Origin of the sequence: Niastella soli, assembly GCF_017742245.1 — a bacterium.
GTDB classification, from domain to species: domain Bacteria; phylum Bacteroidota; class Bacteroidia; order Chitinophagales; family Chitinophagaceae; genus Niastella; species Niastella soli.
Genome location: NZ_JAGHKO010000002.1, coordinates 29,670 through 44,435, shown reverse-complemented (window position 1 = coordinate 44,435; position 14,766 = coordinate 29,670). Strand labels below are relative to the sequence as shown.

General features: G+C 43.6%; 16 protein-coding genes. 13 read left to right on the top strand and 3 right to left on the bottom strand.

All coding sequences use genetic code 11. The features are described 5' to 3' along the window. Nucleotide 1 precedes the first annotated feature (1 nt). The 13 genes from J7I42_RS12705 (at nucleotide 2) to J7I42_RS12645 (ending at nucleotide 9,218) form a co-directional block, all read left to right on the top strand. Nucleotides 2–1,300, top strand: coding sequence for an MFS transporter (locus tag J7I42_RS12705; RefSeq protein ID WP_209139196.1), 1,299 nt, complete (start codon nucleotides 2–4; stop codon nucleotides 1,298–1,300). A 181-nt stretch (nucleotides 1,301–1,481) separates the two neighbouring features. Continuing rightward, nucleotides 1,482–1,889, top strand: coding sequence for a hypothetical protein (locus tag J7I42_RS12700; RefSeq protein ID WP_209139195.1), 408 nt, complete (start codon nucleotides 1,482–1,484; stop codon nucleotides 1,887–1,889). A 200-nt stretch (nucleotides 1,890–2,089) separates the two neighbouring features. After that, entirely contained in the window at nucleotides 2,090–2,308 is a 219-nt protein-coding gene (infA, locus tag J7I42_RS12695; protein ID WP_014220632.1) for a translation initiation factor IF-1, read from the top strand. Nucleotides 2,309–2,337: 29 nt separating this feature from the next. Continuing rightward, complete coding sequence (gene ykgO / locus J7I42_RS12690) at nucleotides 2,338–2,454, top strand: type B 50S ribosomal protein L36 (RefSeq protein WP_010519235.1); 117 nt, start codon at nucleotides 2,338–2,340, stop codon at nucleotides 2,452–2,454. 76 nt (nucleotides 2,455–2,530) lie between these two features. Continuing rightward, nucleotides 2,531–2,911: a 30S ribosomal protein S13 gene (rpsM, locus tag J7I42_RS12685; RefSeq protein WP_209139194.1), complete on the top strand. Its 381-nt coding sequence runs from the start codon at nucleotides 2,531–2,533 to the stop codon at nucleotides 2,909–2,911. A gap of 195 nt (nucleotides 2,912–3,106) precedes the next feature. Continuing rightward, on the top strand, nucleotides 3,107–3,511 hold the full coding sequence (gene rpsK / locus J7I42_RS12680) for a 30S ribosomal protein S11 (protein WP_209139193.1): 405 nt from the start codon (nucleotides 3,107–3,109) through the stop codon (nucleotides 3,509–3,511). A gap of 131 nt (nucleotides 3,512–3,642) precedes the next feature. After that, the gene (gene rpsD, locus J7I42_RS12675) at nucleotides 3,643–4,248 is read left to right on the top strand and encodes a 30S ribosomal protein S4 (RefSeq protein WP_209139192.1); all 606 of its coding nucleotides are present in this window, start codon (nucleotides 3,643–3,645) and stop codon (nucleotides 4,246–4,248) included. 81 nt (nucleotides 4,249–4,329) lie between these two features. Then, the gene (locus J7I42_RS12670) at nucleotides 4,330–5,331 is read left to right on the top strand and encodes a DNA-directed RNA polymerase subunit alpha (protein ID WP_014220627.1); all 1,002 of its coding nucleotides are present in this window, start codon (nucleotides 4,330–4,332) and stop codon (nucleotides 5,329–5,331) included. Between the two features lie 129 nt (nucleotides 5,332–5,460). Further along, nucleotides 5,461–5,967, top strand: a complete 507-nt coding sequence (gene rplQ, locus J7I42_RS12665) for a 50S ribosomal protein L17 (RefSeq protein ID WP_209139191.1) — start codon at nucleotides 5,461–5,463, stop codon at nucleotides 5,965–5,967. Between the two features lie 267 nt (nucleotides 5,968–6,234). Beyond that, nucleotides 6,235–7,344 (top strand): glutamine-hydrolyzing carbamoyl-phosphate synthase small subunit, encoded by a 1,110-nt coding sequence (gene carA, locus J7I42_RS12660; protein WP_209139190.1) that lies wholly within the window; start codon nucleotides 6,235–6,237, stop codon nucleotides 7,342–7,344. 66 nt (nucleotides 7,345–7,410) lie between these two features. Further along, nucleotides 7,411–7,830, top strand: coding sequence for a type II 3-dehydroquinate dehydratase (gene aroQ / locus J7I42_RS12655; protein WP_236065483.1), 420 nt, complete (start codon nucleotides 7,411–7,413; stop codon nucleotides 7,828–7,830). Nucleotides 7,831–7,908: 78 nt separating this feature from the next. After that, on the top strand, nucleotides 7,909–8,436 hold the full coding sequence (locus J7I42_RS12650) for a hypothetical protein (protein ID WP_209139189.1): 528 nt from the start codon (nucleotides 7,909–7,911) through the stop codon (nucleotides 8,434–8,436). A 134-nt stretch (nucleotides 8,437–8,570) separates the two neighbouring features. Next, nucleotides 8,571–9,218, top strand: coding sequence for a toxin-antitoxin system YwqK family antitoxin (locus J7I42_RS12645; protein ID WP_209139188.1), 648 nt, complete (start codon nucleotides 8,571–8,573; stop codon nucleotides 9,216–9,218). 103 nt (nucleotides 9,219–9,321) lie between these two features. On the opposite strand, the gene J7I42_RS12640 is transcribed toward J7I42_RS12645, so the two are convergent. The 3 genes from J7I42_RS12640 to J7I42_RS12630 form a co-directional block, all read right to left on the bottom strand. Then, nucleotides 9,322–11,190, bottom strand: a complete 1,869-nt coding sequence (locus J7I42_RS12640) for a T9SS type A sorting domain-containing protein (RefSeq protein WP_209139187.1) — start codon at nucleotides 11,188–11,190, stop codon at nucleotides 9,322–9,324. A gap of 585 nt (nucleotides 11,191–11,775) precedes the next feature. Further along, a complete protein-coding gene (locus tag J7I42_RS12635) occupies nucleotides 11,776–14,166 on the bottom strand; it encodes a M1 family metallopeptidase (protein WP_209139186.1) in 2,391 nt (796 codons plus the stop codon). After that, nucleotides 14,108–14,755, bottom strand: coding sequence for a HupE/UreJ family protein (locus J7I42_RS12630; RefSeq protein ID WP_209139185.1), 648 nt, complete (start codon nucleotides 14,753–14,755; stop codon nucleotides 14,108–14,110). Before J7I42_RS12630 ends, J7I42_RS12635 begins: the two co-directional genes overlap by 59 nt. Nucleotides 14,756–14,766 lie beyond the last annotated feature (11 nt).

Sequence of the window (14,766 nt, the reverse complement as noted above, 5' to 3'; positions counted from 1 at the left end):
AATGAATTCAACCAAACCAGCTAAAGCACCTAAACCATCCTTTTCGGGATATGAGGTGTTTGTAATAGCCATCCTTGCCTTTTTACAATTTACTGTTATCCTTGATTTTATGGTGATGTCGCCCCTGGGTGCCATCCTGATGCCTCAATTAAAAATAAGCCCGTCCCAGTTTGGCTGGGCTGTATCGGTTTACGCCTTCAGCGCCTGTATTTCCGGAATGTTGGCGGCCGGTTTTGCCGATAAATTCGACCGGAAGAAATTGCTTATCTTCTTTTACGTAGGGTTTTTAATTGGGACCGCCTTATGCGCTATGGCCAACACCTACCATTTCCTGCTGGCTGCCCGTATTGTGACCGGATTGTTTGGCGGGGTGATCGGTTCTGTAGGCATGGCCATCATCACCGATCTGTTCAGCATTGAACGTAGGGGAAGGGTGATGGGTTTTGTGCAAATGGCCTTTGGGGTAAGCCAGGTATTGGGCCTGCCAATTGGATTAGTGTTGGCCAACCATTTCGGCTGGCATGCACCTTTCTGGATGATTGTGGGCGTTGGCCTGTTGCCGGGCATTATCATTGCCCTGTATATGAAACCGGTTACGGCTCACCTTCAATTGCAGCATGACCGTAATCCTTTTGAACATTTGGGAAAGACCATTAATAATAGAAACTACCTTTTAGCCTTTTTGACCACCACCTTGCTGGCTACCGGCGGCTTTATGCTGATGCCTTTCGGCAGCGCCTTCAGTATCCACAACCTGGGCTTGACGCAGGCAGATCTGCCAGTGTTGTATGGCGTTTCGGGTTTATTTTCCTTCGTTTTTGGCCCCCTGACTGGTTTCTTGAGCGATAAACTGGGCAAGTACAAGATTTTTGTGGCGGGTACCGTGTTAACCATGATCGTAGTAGCTATTTATACCAACCTGGGCGTTACGCCGCTGGCAATGGTGATCGCGATCAATGTGACCATGTTTGCCGGTATTATGGCACGGATGGTCTCTTCTACAGCCCTGATAAGCGCTGTACCTCAACCAACTGACCGGGGCGCGTTTATGAGTATCAATTCATCGGTTCAGCAATTATCAGGCGGTTTGGCCGCTGCATTGGCCGGATTGGTGATCGCCGAAGGACCCGGTGGAAAGCTGCTGCATTACGGTACCCTGGGTATTATTGTGATGGTAAGTATGACAGGATGTATGATCATGATGTATTTCATAAACAAGCAGGTAGGGCACAAGTTTGCCAAAACACCTACTGTAGCAGAAAAGGCCGAAGAAATGGCGGAAGCCTTCATCATAGAATAGGTACCGGAATGCCGCCTTCGACCCTTCGACTCCGTTCAGGGCGCTCAGGACCCGGTACGTGGTGCCTGGGGAACCGGCACCCAAACTCAGCTCTTTAAAACCGAAAAAGAAACACTTGAAACTTAATATGGTTATGTGGCCAGCCTTTTGTAAATTAGAAATCAACTAAAAATGCTGTCATATGATCAAAATTTCAGATCTTAAATTCGGGGATATGGTTTTGGCCGAATATGAAGGCCAACAAAGAGAGGGGATGGTAAAGGATGTTGACCGGCCGGAAGGCAAAGCGTTAGTAGAGGCCAGTGAGACCGAGTATTGGTATGGGCCAGTTGAGTTGTTCCCGATTGCCCTGAATGATGAGCAAATGGGAAAACTTGGGTTTACCAAACACGAAAATGGGGATGGAAGCACGAAGTACATGAAAGGCTCTTTCAGGGTGCTGTTACCCCAAAAAGGCGACTTTTCGAGTCTGGAAGTATGGTGGCGGGAAGATCACCGGTACCTGAACCAACCGATCAGTGTTCATGAGCTGCAGAACCATCATTACCAGATGACCAAGGTAGAACTGATGCCAGTGGCTGTTCATTAAGTGGTTTATTGTCAGTTACTTATATACATACAAGGAGTGTTGAACCGGGATGTTGAAGAACCTGTAGTAGTCAATACTCCTTGTATTTTTTTGCCTACATTTGCTGGCAATTAAAGGGAAAACAGCCAATTATTTTTAATTATTTCTTATTTTTTTCTTTTTTAGGGCGATATTCATATCTTTGCGCTCCTTAAAATTATATGGGTAAACAACCGCTGATCAAACAGGATGGAGTTATAATAGAAGCATTATCGAACGCAATGTTTAAGGTAAAACTTGAAAATGGGCACGAGATACTGGCAACTATCTCAGGTAAAATGCGAATGAACTACATCAGGATTTTGCCGGGCGATAAAGTGGGAGTGGAGATGAGCCCTTATGATTTAACGAGGGGTAGGATAATCTTCCGTTATAAATAGTCGTAAAGCACTGTAAATAAATAAATGTTATGAAAGTTCGTGCATCAATTAAAAAGCGTAGCGCCGATTGTAAAATTGTGCGTAGAAAAGGCCGGTTATATGTGATAAACAAAAAGAACCCGCGCTTCAAGCAAAGACAAGGGTAATTGCAATTAATAATTGTGATTTGCTATCAATTTGTGATTTGCTTTCAATTAAACTAAAAAATAATAAAAGAAAGATATGGCTCGTATTGCCGGTGTAGATTTACCCAAGAATAAAAGAGGTGAAATTGGTCTTACCTATATTTTTGGAATCGGTCGTGCAACTTCCCAGTACATCCTGAATAAAGCAGGTATTTCACTGGATAAGAAAGTTCATCAATGGAATGATGACGAACTGAATGCAATCCGTAACATTATTACCAACGAACTGAAAGTAGAAGGTCAGTTACGTTCTGAAGTGCAAATGAGTATTAAGCGTTTGCTTGATATCGCTTGCTACCGCGGTTTACGCCATCGTAAAGGTTTACCCGTTCGTGGCCAACGTACACGTACCAACAGCCGTACCCGTAAAGGAAAACGGAAAACTGTTGCCGGTAAAAAGAAAGCACCTAAGAAATAATAATAGCACCAAGCTACAAGCTTTAAGCTGCAAGCCGTTTTTTATAATGACTTGTGGCTTCAAGCTTATAGCTTGAGGCATTTTATATGCACCAATAAAACAGGTCAGTTACAGATGCAGGTGCAGGCGGAGTATTGATCTGGCTCCTGGTAAATCGGGATTATTTTAAAACTTTAAGATTACCTGTAAACAATTATGGCAAAAGCACAACAGACCAGCGCAAAAGCCGCTGCGAAGAAAAGAATAGTGAAGGTGGACACCTATGGTGATGTTCACATTTCAGCAAGCTTCAACAACATTATCATCAGCATTACTAACAAGAATGGCCAGGTTATTTCCTGGAGCAGTGCCGGTAAAATGGGTTTCAAGGGTTCTAAGAAGAACACTCCATATGCCGCTCAAATGGCCGCTGCTGACGCTGCAAAAACTGCTTTCGATGCAGGTGTGAAGAAAGTTGATGTATATGTAAAAGGACCCGGCGCTGGCCGCGAGAGCTCTATCCGCTCTTTATCTCAGAACGGTATTGAGATCGCGATGATCAAAGACGTTACTCCGCTGCCTCACAATGGTTGCCGTCCTCCCAAGAAAAGAAGAGTATAGTAATATTTTCTGATTTAGTGATTTGGAAGCCCCAAATCACTAAATTTATTTTATATAAAAAGGATATACGATTGATTTTTAAGATTTTTAGGATCGTGTATCGTCACCAAAAAATCTAATTAAATAACAACATGGCACGTTACACTGGTCCCAAAACAAGAATCTGTCGTATTTTCGGCGAGCCTATCTTAGGCAATGGTAAATATCTGTCAAAGAACAGCAATCCTCCCGGTCAACATGGTCCTTCTAAAAAGCGTAAAGCTCCCGGTGAGTATGCATTACAGTTGAAAGAAAAGCAAAAAGCTAAATATACATACGGCGTTTTGGAAAAACAATTCCGCAAAACCTTTGAAGAGGCAGCTCGTTTAAAAGGTGTAACTGGTGAAAACCTGATCAAATTGCTGGAAGCCCGTTTGGATAACGCTGTTTACCGCCTGGGTATGTCTCCTTCACGTCCCGGCGCCCGCCAGCTGGTATCACACAAACACGTAACTGTTAACGGAGCAGTAGTGAATATCCCTTCTTATCAATTGCAACCTGGTGATATCATTGGTGTTAAAGAAAAGGATAAAGGAAACACTGCTATTACCAGCGTTTTCCGCGGTAAAAACGCAAAGTTCAGCTGGCTCGACTGGAACGAAACTGAGATGAGCGGTACTTTCGTAGCTTATCCAGAGCGTGAAAGCGTTCCTGAGAACATTAAGGAGCAGTTGATTGTTGAGTTGTATAGCAAGTAATCGTGAAGCCTGATCCGTATCAGTAAAACGCTTACCTTAATCACTCACATTCTACCAACGTAAAAAATAGAGATTTATAATATGGCAATTTTAAATTTCCAGAAACCTGACAAAATAGTTTTACAAAAAGCAACGGAATTCGAAGCTCAGTTTGAGTTTCGCCCGTTAGAGCCTGGTTACGGTGTAACCATTGGTAATGCTTTGCGCAGAGTATTGTTGAGTTCATTGGAAGGGTTTGCTATCGTAGGTATTCGAATTGAAGGAGTAGACCATGAGTTTGCTACCATCAAGGGTATTACTGAAGATGTGCTGGAGATCATTCTGAACCTGAAACAGGTTCGGTTTAAGAAGAAAGTAGATCATGAAGTGAGCCAGGAGAAAATTACCCTGAGCATTAAAAATAAGTCAGAATTCACAGCCGGTATGATCGGAGAAGCTACACAAAACTTCGAGATCATGAACCCCGATCTGTTGATCTGCATTTTGGATTCATCAGCCAAGCTGGACATTGAACTGACCGTTTCAAAAGGTCGCGGATATGTTCCTGCTGAAGATAACAAGGTGAAAGATGCACCATTTGGTTATATCCCAACTGATGCTATTTTCACTCCTATCAAAAACGTAAAGTACGCTATTGAAAACACCCGTGTTGAACAGCGCACTGACTACGAAAAGCTGATCATGGACGTTTCTACGGATGGTACCATTCACCCTGAAGAAGCGGTGAAACAAGCCAGCCGCATCCTGATCCAGCACCTGATGATCATCACTGACGAGAACATCACTTTCGATAACAAAGAAGATAAGAAAGAGGATGTGGTGGATGAGCAAATGCTGCAATTGCGCAAAATACTCAAAACCCCACTCGAAGACCTCGATCTGTCTGTACGTGCTTTCAACTGTTTGAAAGCTGCTAAGATCAACAGCTTGAGCGAGCTGGTTCAATACGAACAGGAAGACCTGATGAAGTTCAGAAACTTCGGTCAGAAGTCACTGGCAGAAATTGAGCAGGTGCTGGCTGAAAGAGGTTTACACTTCGGTATGGACCTCAGCAAGTTGGGTCTGGATAAAGAAGAGCTCTAGTTATTTCTGATTTTTAGATATAGCGGTTTTGGGATCAACCTCCCAAAATCGCTACATCAGAAATCTTCAAATATTTTTTTAAAGTAGACTGTAATTCCTGACACGGTACAGTCGTAAAACAACAAAGTCATGCGTCACGGCGACAAAATCAACAACCTGGGCAGAACGACCTCCCACCGGAAGGCGTTACTGAAAAACCTGGCTTGTGAGCTTATCAATCACAAGCGTATCACAACCACATTGGCAAAAGCAAAAGCACTGCGCACATTTATCGAGCCGCTGGTAACAAAGGCTAAAGATAATACCACGCATCAGCGTCGTGTAGTGTTCAGCTACCTGCAAAACAAAGAGGCTGTTACTGAACTGTTCGGAACTATCGCCGAGAAAGTTGGTGGCCGTCCTGGTGGTTATACCCGCATCATTAAGCTGGGTATTCGTGTGGGTGATAACGCTGAAACAGCTATGATTGAACTGGTTGACTTCAACGAGATCTACGGAAAAGGAAAAGGCGAAGTTAAAGAAGCTGCGAAGAAAACTCGTCGTAGCGGAAGCCCCCGTAAAAAGGCTGATGACTCTGCTGCCGCTCCTGCCGCTGAAGCAACAGAAGAAAAACCAGCAAAAAAAGCTGCGAAGTAAAAATGACCGCATTTTTCTTATAAAGGAGCCCCGGCGATATTGTCGGGGCTTTTTTTGCCCATACAATAAAGGCCGAATTAAGAAGTATGACGTATGAAGAGTCTGCAATTCCGGGCTCTCCGTGACTTTGCAGAATTTTAAAATTTAGTGAGCCCCTTACTTCTTATCTCTTACGTCTTACTTCAAAATTTTTCCTATTCTGTGAACAAGAAATTGACCTAGTTCGTTAATTATTGTGTTATTTTTGCAAAATTTTTTTATAGTAAGATGTCGAATACGCTACAAAAACCCGCTGTATTGTTGTTGGAAGATGGCACCATTCATTATGGTAAAGCCTTTGGAAAAATAGGCACTACAACCGGTGAAATTTGTTTTAATACCGGGATGACCGGTTACCAGGAAGTATTTACAGATCCCAGTTACTATGGGCAGGTTGTTATTATGAACAATGTGCACGTGGGTAATTACGGAACTAAAGACACTGATGTTGAGTCTGATAGCGTGAAGATCCGCGGGATGATCGGACGCAACCTGGAGGAACAATACAGTCGTAAACAGGCTACTGAATCTCTTGATCAATACCTGATCAAAAATAATATCGTGTGCATTGAAGGGGTTGATACCCGCGCGCTTGTTGCTCACGTTCGCACAAAAGGGGCCATGAACTGCATTATCTCTTCTGAGATCCTCGATGTGGAGCAGTTGAAGCAAGAACTGGCAAAAACCCCTAATATGGACGGCCTGGAGCTGGCCAGCGTAGTGAGCACTACCGAACCATATACCCTGGGCGATCCCAACTCCCCGGTTAAGATCGCGGTGCTCGATTTTGGCACCAAAAGGCACATTCTTACCTGTATGGTGGAGCGTGGGGCCTATGTAAAGGTATTTCCGGCTAAAACGCCTATCAGCGAGCTGAAAGCCTTTGCACCCAATGGTTATTTCATCTCCAATGGTCCTGGCGACCCCGCAGCAATGGATTATGCCATTATCACTGTGAAGGACGTACTGAATGAGAAAAAGCCAACCTTTGGCATCTGCCTCGGTCACCAGTTAATAGCCCTGGCTAATAACATCGATACTTATAAAATGCATCATGGTCACCGTGGACTGAACCACCCGGTTAAGAACCTGCTTACCGGCAAGTGCGAAATAACTACCCAGAATCATGGATTTGGTGTTGATCCTGAGTCAGTTAAGAAAGTTTCAAATATCGAGATCACGCACGTGAACCTGAACGACGACTCTATCGAAGGCATCAGGATGAAAGATCAACCGGCTTTCTCGGTGCAATACCACCCCGAAAGTACGCCTGGGCCGCACGACAGCCGATACCTGTTCGATGATTTTATCCAATTGATCAAAGAGCATATGAACTAATAGTTGTGATTTATTTTCAATGAATTAAAGGGTGGGTTTTCCACCCTTTCTTTTCTCTTTAATATTATGAAAATAGCTATCATCAATGGACCTAACCTGAACCTGTTAGGCAAACGCGAACCCGGTATTTACGGCAGTACCTCTTTCGATGACTATCTGGCAACGCTGAAAAGCAAGTACCCTCAGGTAGACATACATTACTACCAGAGCAATGTAGAAGGGGAACTGATCAATGAATTACAGCGGGTTGGTTTTGATTATGATGGCATTATTATGAACCCCGGTGGTTATACCCACACTTCTGTAGCTATCGGCGACGCCATAGCGAGTATTAAGACCCCGGTGGTAGAAGTACATATCTCCAATGTACATGCGCGTGAGGAATTCCGTAAACTGTCGCACGTGTCGGGCAAATCAGCTGGCAGCATTATTGGCCTGGGATTGAAGGGCTATGAGTTGGCGCTACAGTACTTGCTGAACAAATAAACGGCAGCCGCGGAATATTGATTAAATTTAATAAAGAGCCGGATCTGTGTGCTGGCACTCGTTTTAATCAATATGCGCATGAGGCTAATTAATTCAATACTTACCATCTTACTGTTTGTATCGGCGCTTCCTATTGAGGGGCAAACGGGAAAAGGTTTGCGTCAACAGGATAACAGTTCAGATACTATATCTGCGAGATTTTCCATGTGTAATACAATCCGGGGAGATACGGTATTGTTTAGTGATACTTTAATAAAGAATGGGATACAAAGATATTTTTATCGGAATTTACTCTTTCCGTTTGACAAACCCCGGGAAGTCCTATCGTGCAAGTTGTATTTAATTATTGATAAAGAGGGGCATGTAACCAGGGCATGGTGTGGTGCAGGAGCTAATGTAGAAATAGAAAAGGATGTTACCCGGGTTGCCAGGAAAATGCCTGTTGTACTCCCCAGTTTTATTAACGGAAAACCTGTAAATACGCTGGTAGAAACAAGGATTGTATATATGGAGGAGACAGATCCGGCCCGTTCGAAGTGGGATAATTATGAAACTGATCTTTTAATACTATATGCTTTTATGAGAAAGACCCATTCGTCGCGGTAGCAATAGTGTTAAAAAGAACAAAAATCAGCGCGTGCTGCAAGCGTGGCAAAGCCATGCGTGACAATGAAAAAGCCAGGATTGGCGTTATTATTGCGAGGATAGGATGTTTAATTACCATTATCAAATCTGTTACAATGCGATCGATATTATTTGTGTTCCTGTTATTTTCTGTAAACAGTTTTGCCCAATGGAAAAGTTATAAACTTACTTCATCGGGCGATACGCTGAACCGGATTGATAAAATTGACCGTAAATGGGGACCCTGGAAACTGCATTATGATAATGTACGCGGCGAACCCGGGTATGAAGAGGAAGGCTGGTTCGAAAAGAACCGGAAAGAAGGGGAGTGGCGTTTGTATTCATTAATGGGCGACCTGGTAGGTATAGAGTTCTATAAATGGGGCCTTAAAGACAGTGTTTGCCGCTATTTTACCAAAGATGGCGCCTTGAGACTGGAACAGAGCTGGAAAGCCCTGAACCCCGATAAAGAGTATGATACCCTGGAAATTGAAGACCCTGATAAATTTGATACCTACCGTACTGTTATTATCAAAAACGAAGGCGCAGCCATTAAACATGGGATCTGGAAATATTATGACCCCGAAACCGGCCAGGTAGTCCGTTCTGAAATGTATACACTGGGAAAACTGGACGAAGCAGCCAAAGCCCCCGTAGCCACAGAAAAGAAACAGGTTGCCAAACCGAAAGAAGTAGTGGAGTTTGAAAAGAAGAATTCAGGTAAGAAGAAAGTAAGATATAAAGATGGTAGTGTAGGTGGTTAAATAGCAAATGTGGAAATGGGATACAAATACAAGTTATAAAGAAAATGCCCCCCGACGGTACCGTCGGGGGGCATTTTCTTTATATAGACCTGTTGTTAGTTGCTTATTGTTTTGAGAAGCGTTTGGTCACGGTAGTGTTACCGGCGGTTGCTCTCAGGATGTAAATACCTTTTACCAGTGTGCTTACATCTAAAGTGGTGTTAAGCGCATGACCATCAGAAGCCAGATTATTCCATTTTACCACACGGCCGTTCATATCAATGATCTGTAAACCTACTGTGCCTTCCATGCCATCGGGCAGTTGAACCTGCAGCAGGTCTCTGGTGGGGTTAGGGAAGATACCCAGGCTGGCGACTAACTGGCCATCGAATTTAACAATGAGTATTTTGCTGTATTTAGTAGTGCCATCAGCATCCTGCATGTTCAACCGATAATAGTTGTTTTGAGACATATAAGGCGACTGGTCGGCAAATGTATAGTTCCTGATCAGATTGCTGTTACCCACTGCTGCTACCTGGCCAATGGCTTTATACGTTTTACCATCGGTACTGCGCTCGATCACAAATTGCTTCACATTTTCTTCGCTGCTGGTTTGCCATTGCAATACCACTTTGTTGGTTTGTTTTTGCGCATAGAATGACGACAATACCAATGGCAGTGAAGAAGCATCATTGTTAAATACCGCCAGCACTATATCAGGAGTTGCCTGCGTGAAACCCGCAAAGAATATTTTTTGGTCAGATAAGACTATCGCTCCTGCATCTTCTCCTGAACCAGCTATGTCCATTGTTGCTTTACCATTGGGTATGGGGGTGTTGGTGCCAAATGTAATATCCAGAACGCCGGCGTCAGAATAGCGTAAAAGCATTGGGTCGTAGTTACCAGTATTTCCACCATCAGTAACGCCGCCTACTATTATTTTATCATCAACCTGAATATCTACCGAACTGACATGGTCATTACTGCTGGCTCCGGAATAATTGGTGATCACAATTCCAGTGCCACCGCCAAAAACTGCATTGTCCAGTGCGCCTGTTGGGGTAAAGCGGGCAAGGGCTATGTTCGGCGGGTTGAGTGAGGCAGTAGTACCTGCCACCACTATATTACCATTCCGGTCTATAACAACAGCTGTAGCGTCGTCTTCACTTCCGGAATTGATATCCTGTGTCTTGTAACCGGGAGCACCGAATACAAGCGCTCCTGTTGAGGATACGCGCATGATGGCAAAATTCGGATTGGCGCCACCGTATTCTGAAGTACCGGCTACTATAATGTCGCCGGTTGTTTTATCAATGGTTATAGCCCTGGGTTCATCATCACCATTGATGTTTTGTATACGGTAGCCTGTTGCGTTAAAGGTGGTATTATCAAGCAGGCCTGCAGCCGTATAACGGGCTATTGCAAAGTCCTCACTTACCGATGCATTCATGGAGGCAAAACCTGTTACCACTATTTTATCATCGCTTTGGATGGCCAGTGCATTGATCTCATCATGACCACTAAGACCTGTTATGGTGCTTAGGTCATCGGTAGTTTGGCTTACTACTGCACCGGTTGTGCCATTAAAGCGGCCAACAAAGAAGTCGTGGTTGCTATTGGGATAGCTCCAACCGGCCACTACTACAGTTCCGTCGCTTTGCAAGCCAATGGCATTGCCATGCGTGGTATTATTTAAATACAGATATTTTACAATACCATCGGTTCCAAAACCAGGGTCCAGAGTGCCATCGCTCATAAAGTGGGCAATAAACAAGGTGTCAGCGCCACCATTTTGGATGAAACCTGTTACGTAAATACTTTTATCGCTGGGTTTTATTACCAGTCCTTTTACAATATCCCTTTGACCATCGATATCGGTGATCTTATAACCAGGGGTCCCTAATGCATTGAAAGTGACATCAGGAGTTCCAGGCTGGGCATAAAGGTAAATGCATGCCAATAGCAGTAAGAGTGTAGAGGTAACCTTCTTCATAATATATATTGTGTCTTTAGAAATAAGCTACGGTTGGGACATAGACATTGGAGATGAATTACTTCAAAGGAATTGGGACGGTACAATAACAAAAAAGGAAGGACATCAGGGCCTGCCAGCTACAATAAACTAGTGCTAAGGAATAATGGTACAAAAAACAAGATGATTGGGAGATTGGAGCCTTAAATGGTGGGAATTCACAGGATTAGAACGCTATATTAGAAAGAAAAAACCAGATTTAGAAGAATTACCTGATTTTAATTTCAGTTGTGGCAAAAATAATGTATTAGTTGTCAATATACAATTACCAATTTATCCCCATAAGTGTTTACCATCAGATAATTATATCATTGATATTCTTTATGCTAAACATATAAGTAACTCAATTACATGAACGATTAGGGGATATGTATTCTCAATACTAATTTTATAGTATGAAAAGCACCTTTCTCTTTTTTTGGATCCCTTTTGTGGTAGCGATAGCAAGCATCTTTGTAAAAGCCTGTCATTAACGTATAAGGTATACCGCAAAAAAAATCGCTCCCTGTTTTATAACAGGAAGCGATTCGTATATGCATGTAATACTTAAAATCCTTTCTTCTTCTCTTGCGCTTTTTGCATAGGAGTAATACCGGATGATTGTCCTCGTGTTTGTTGTTTTGCTTTGTAAACAGCAAACTTTGAAGGAGTTGGCATAGTTCCCCAGCTATTGTTCGACTCATCGATATCAGCGGTTTCACGCAGTGGGTCAAGTTTAATAGAAGCCACTTCTTTATTTTTTATGAAAAGCTTGTTTACTTTCTTTTCATTGAGACGCCATACCTGGGCCGGAATGCGATCTATTTGTTTGCTGCCATCTTTAAATGTCCATTCAATGATGATAGGCATTACCAAACCACCTTTATTGCTTAGATCTACTTCGTAAAAGTATTTTCCGCCAATTTTTTCTTTGGTGGCATCATCTGCTGCTTCGGCCATGGCAGGTACAGTTACCTGGTAGGAGGTAGTATCAACTGGTTCCAGACCGCGGTCATAGCGCCAGTAAAAATCGTGCAGGGTAGTGTCCTGGTCGGTCAGGAATTTGATGTTCTTGTCTTCCCGGTTACGTTGTTTTGAGATATCATCAAAAGCAGTAACCATAGGTTTATCTACTTGTTTGGAAACAACTTCATCTCCTGTTTTTACAGTGGCGCCAGGATCGGCCTTGAAGGCTTTTACTGAATCGATGGCCAGATCGCAGGCATCGGTGCCAAAGAACCAGCCCCGCCAGAACCAGTCGAGGTCTTCACCAGAAGCATCTTCCATGGTACGGAAGAAATCGGCGGGTTCGGGGTGTTTAAATGCCCAGCGACGTGCATATTCTTTAAAGGAATAGTCAAACAGCTCGCGGCCCATGATGGTTTCGCGCAGCATGTTTAAACCGGTTGCCGGTTTGGTATACGCATTAGGACCAAAACCAATGATGTTCTCTGAGTTCGACATAATAGGTTCCAGCTGTTCTTTGGGCAACTTCATGTAATCAACAATGGCCCAGGCTGGTCCTTTTCCGCGAATAGGGAATTTATTATCGTATAATTCTTCTGTCAGGTATTCGACAAATGAGTTCAACCCTTCGTCCATCCAGCTCCACTGACGTTCGTCGCTGTTGATGATCATAGGGAAGAAGTTGTGTCCTACTTCATGAATGATAACGCCCAGCATCCCGTATTTGGTAGCTTCACTGTAAGAGCCATCTTTATCGGTACGGCCGTAGTTGAAGCAGATCATCGGGTATTCCATACCATTAGCTGCTTCAATACTTTGTGCAACCGGGTAAGGGTAGGGGATGGTGAACTTTGAATAGGATTTTATAGTATGCGCTACTGCTTTGGTAGAGAACTTACTGTACAGGCCATAGGCTTCTTTGCCATAAAAGCTCATACACATAACTTTTTTGCTTTCTACTACCGCTGGCATCGCGTCCCAAACGAATTTGCGGGAAGAGGTCCAGGCAAAGTCGCGCACATTATCAGCTTTGAAAATCCAGGTCTTCTTTGTTTTGCTTTTTGTGGTCTCTGCTTTTTTAGCTTCATCCAGTGTTACTATTTGAACCGGTTCTTTAGCTGTTTGTGCTTTGGTGTAACGGGCCATTTGAGCGGGCGTTAAAACCTGTGCATAGTTCTGGCATTCGCCGGTTGAACCTACCATATGATCGGCAGGCACGGTCATTTGCACTTTAAAGTTGCCAAAAGTTAAAGCAAATTCGCCACGGCCGGTGAACTGGTGGTTCTGCCAGCCCTGGAAATCACTGTATACGCATAACCTGGGGTACCATTGAGTAATGGTGAACAGGTAATTGCCATCTTCAGGAAAATATTCATAACCACCGCGGCCACCATAGGTAAAGCGGTCGGCGATCTTGTAATTCCAGTTAATGTTGAATGCGAATTTTTGCCCGGGTTTCAATGCGGCAGGCAATTCAACCCGCATCATTGTTTTGTTGATGGTATACTTAAGCGGTGCACCCAGGGCATCGGTAATTTTAACAATGTTACAACCATAGCCATTGTCTGAATTGCCTTCTTCGTAGCGATCTACTACGGCAGCATTCAGTGTTTTGGGCATAGTGTTGTTGTTCTGGTAGTTGGCGTTCTTGACACTGCTGTGCTGGTTCTCATCCAACTGCAACCATAAATAGGTAAGTGTGTTGGGCGAGTTATTAAAATAAGTAACCGTTTCACTGCCGGTCAGTTTCAGGTTGGTTTCGTCGAGTTCGCACTTGATATCGTAATCGCACTTTTGCTGCCAGTACTTGGGACCGGGCGCACCACTGGCGGTACGGTATTCGTTAGGAGTTGGCAGTATGGTACCTAACTGCTCGAATTTGTTTCCGTGATTGGAACCCGGATTGTTCTGTATGTTCTGGGCTTGCGCGCCATTATACAGTGCCGCTACAGCAAATGCCAGAAACAAGAACTGTTTTTTCTGATTCATCATGGTAGTTTTTATGATATGGGAATCTTTTATACGCCCAAAAGAGTGAAATCACCAAAATTAAGGCAGATGCGCCCCGCAACCACACGAATCGTGATAATTTTAATAATTGCACTACTAAATAAGAAAGAAGCAGCACGATGAGCACAATTAGTAACTGTGCAGCTTCTATTCCAATGTTAAAGGCCAGTAAATGCCCTATGAGCCCTTCTTTGCCTTCCAGGCTCAGGAATTGTCCCGCAAAGGCCAGTCCATGTATTAATCCAAAGAACAGGGCAAAAAAATAGATCATCGGTAACCGCTGTTTGGAATCGGTCTTCCGCTGAAATATATTATTTATGCAGGTGGCTGCAATGGTAAGCGGTATCAAAAACTCTATCCAACTGGCATTTACATGAATATAATCCAGCGCACTCAGCGCCAGGGTTAATGAGTGACCGATCGTAAACGCTGTCACCAGCACTACCACTTTTTTCCAGTCCTGCCACAAATAGCGCAGACACAAAGCTGTGACGAACAGGATGTGATCCAGTGCATCGGGGGTAAGAATGTGTTCAGTTCCCAGTTGAAAATAAAATGTAAAATCCTGCATATTGCCGTAAA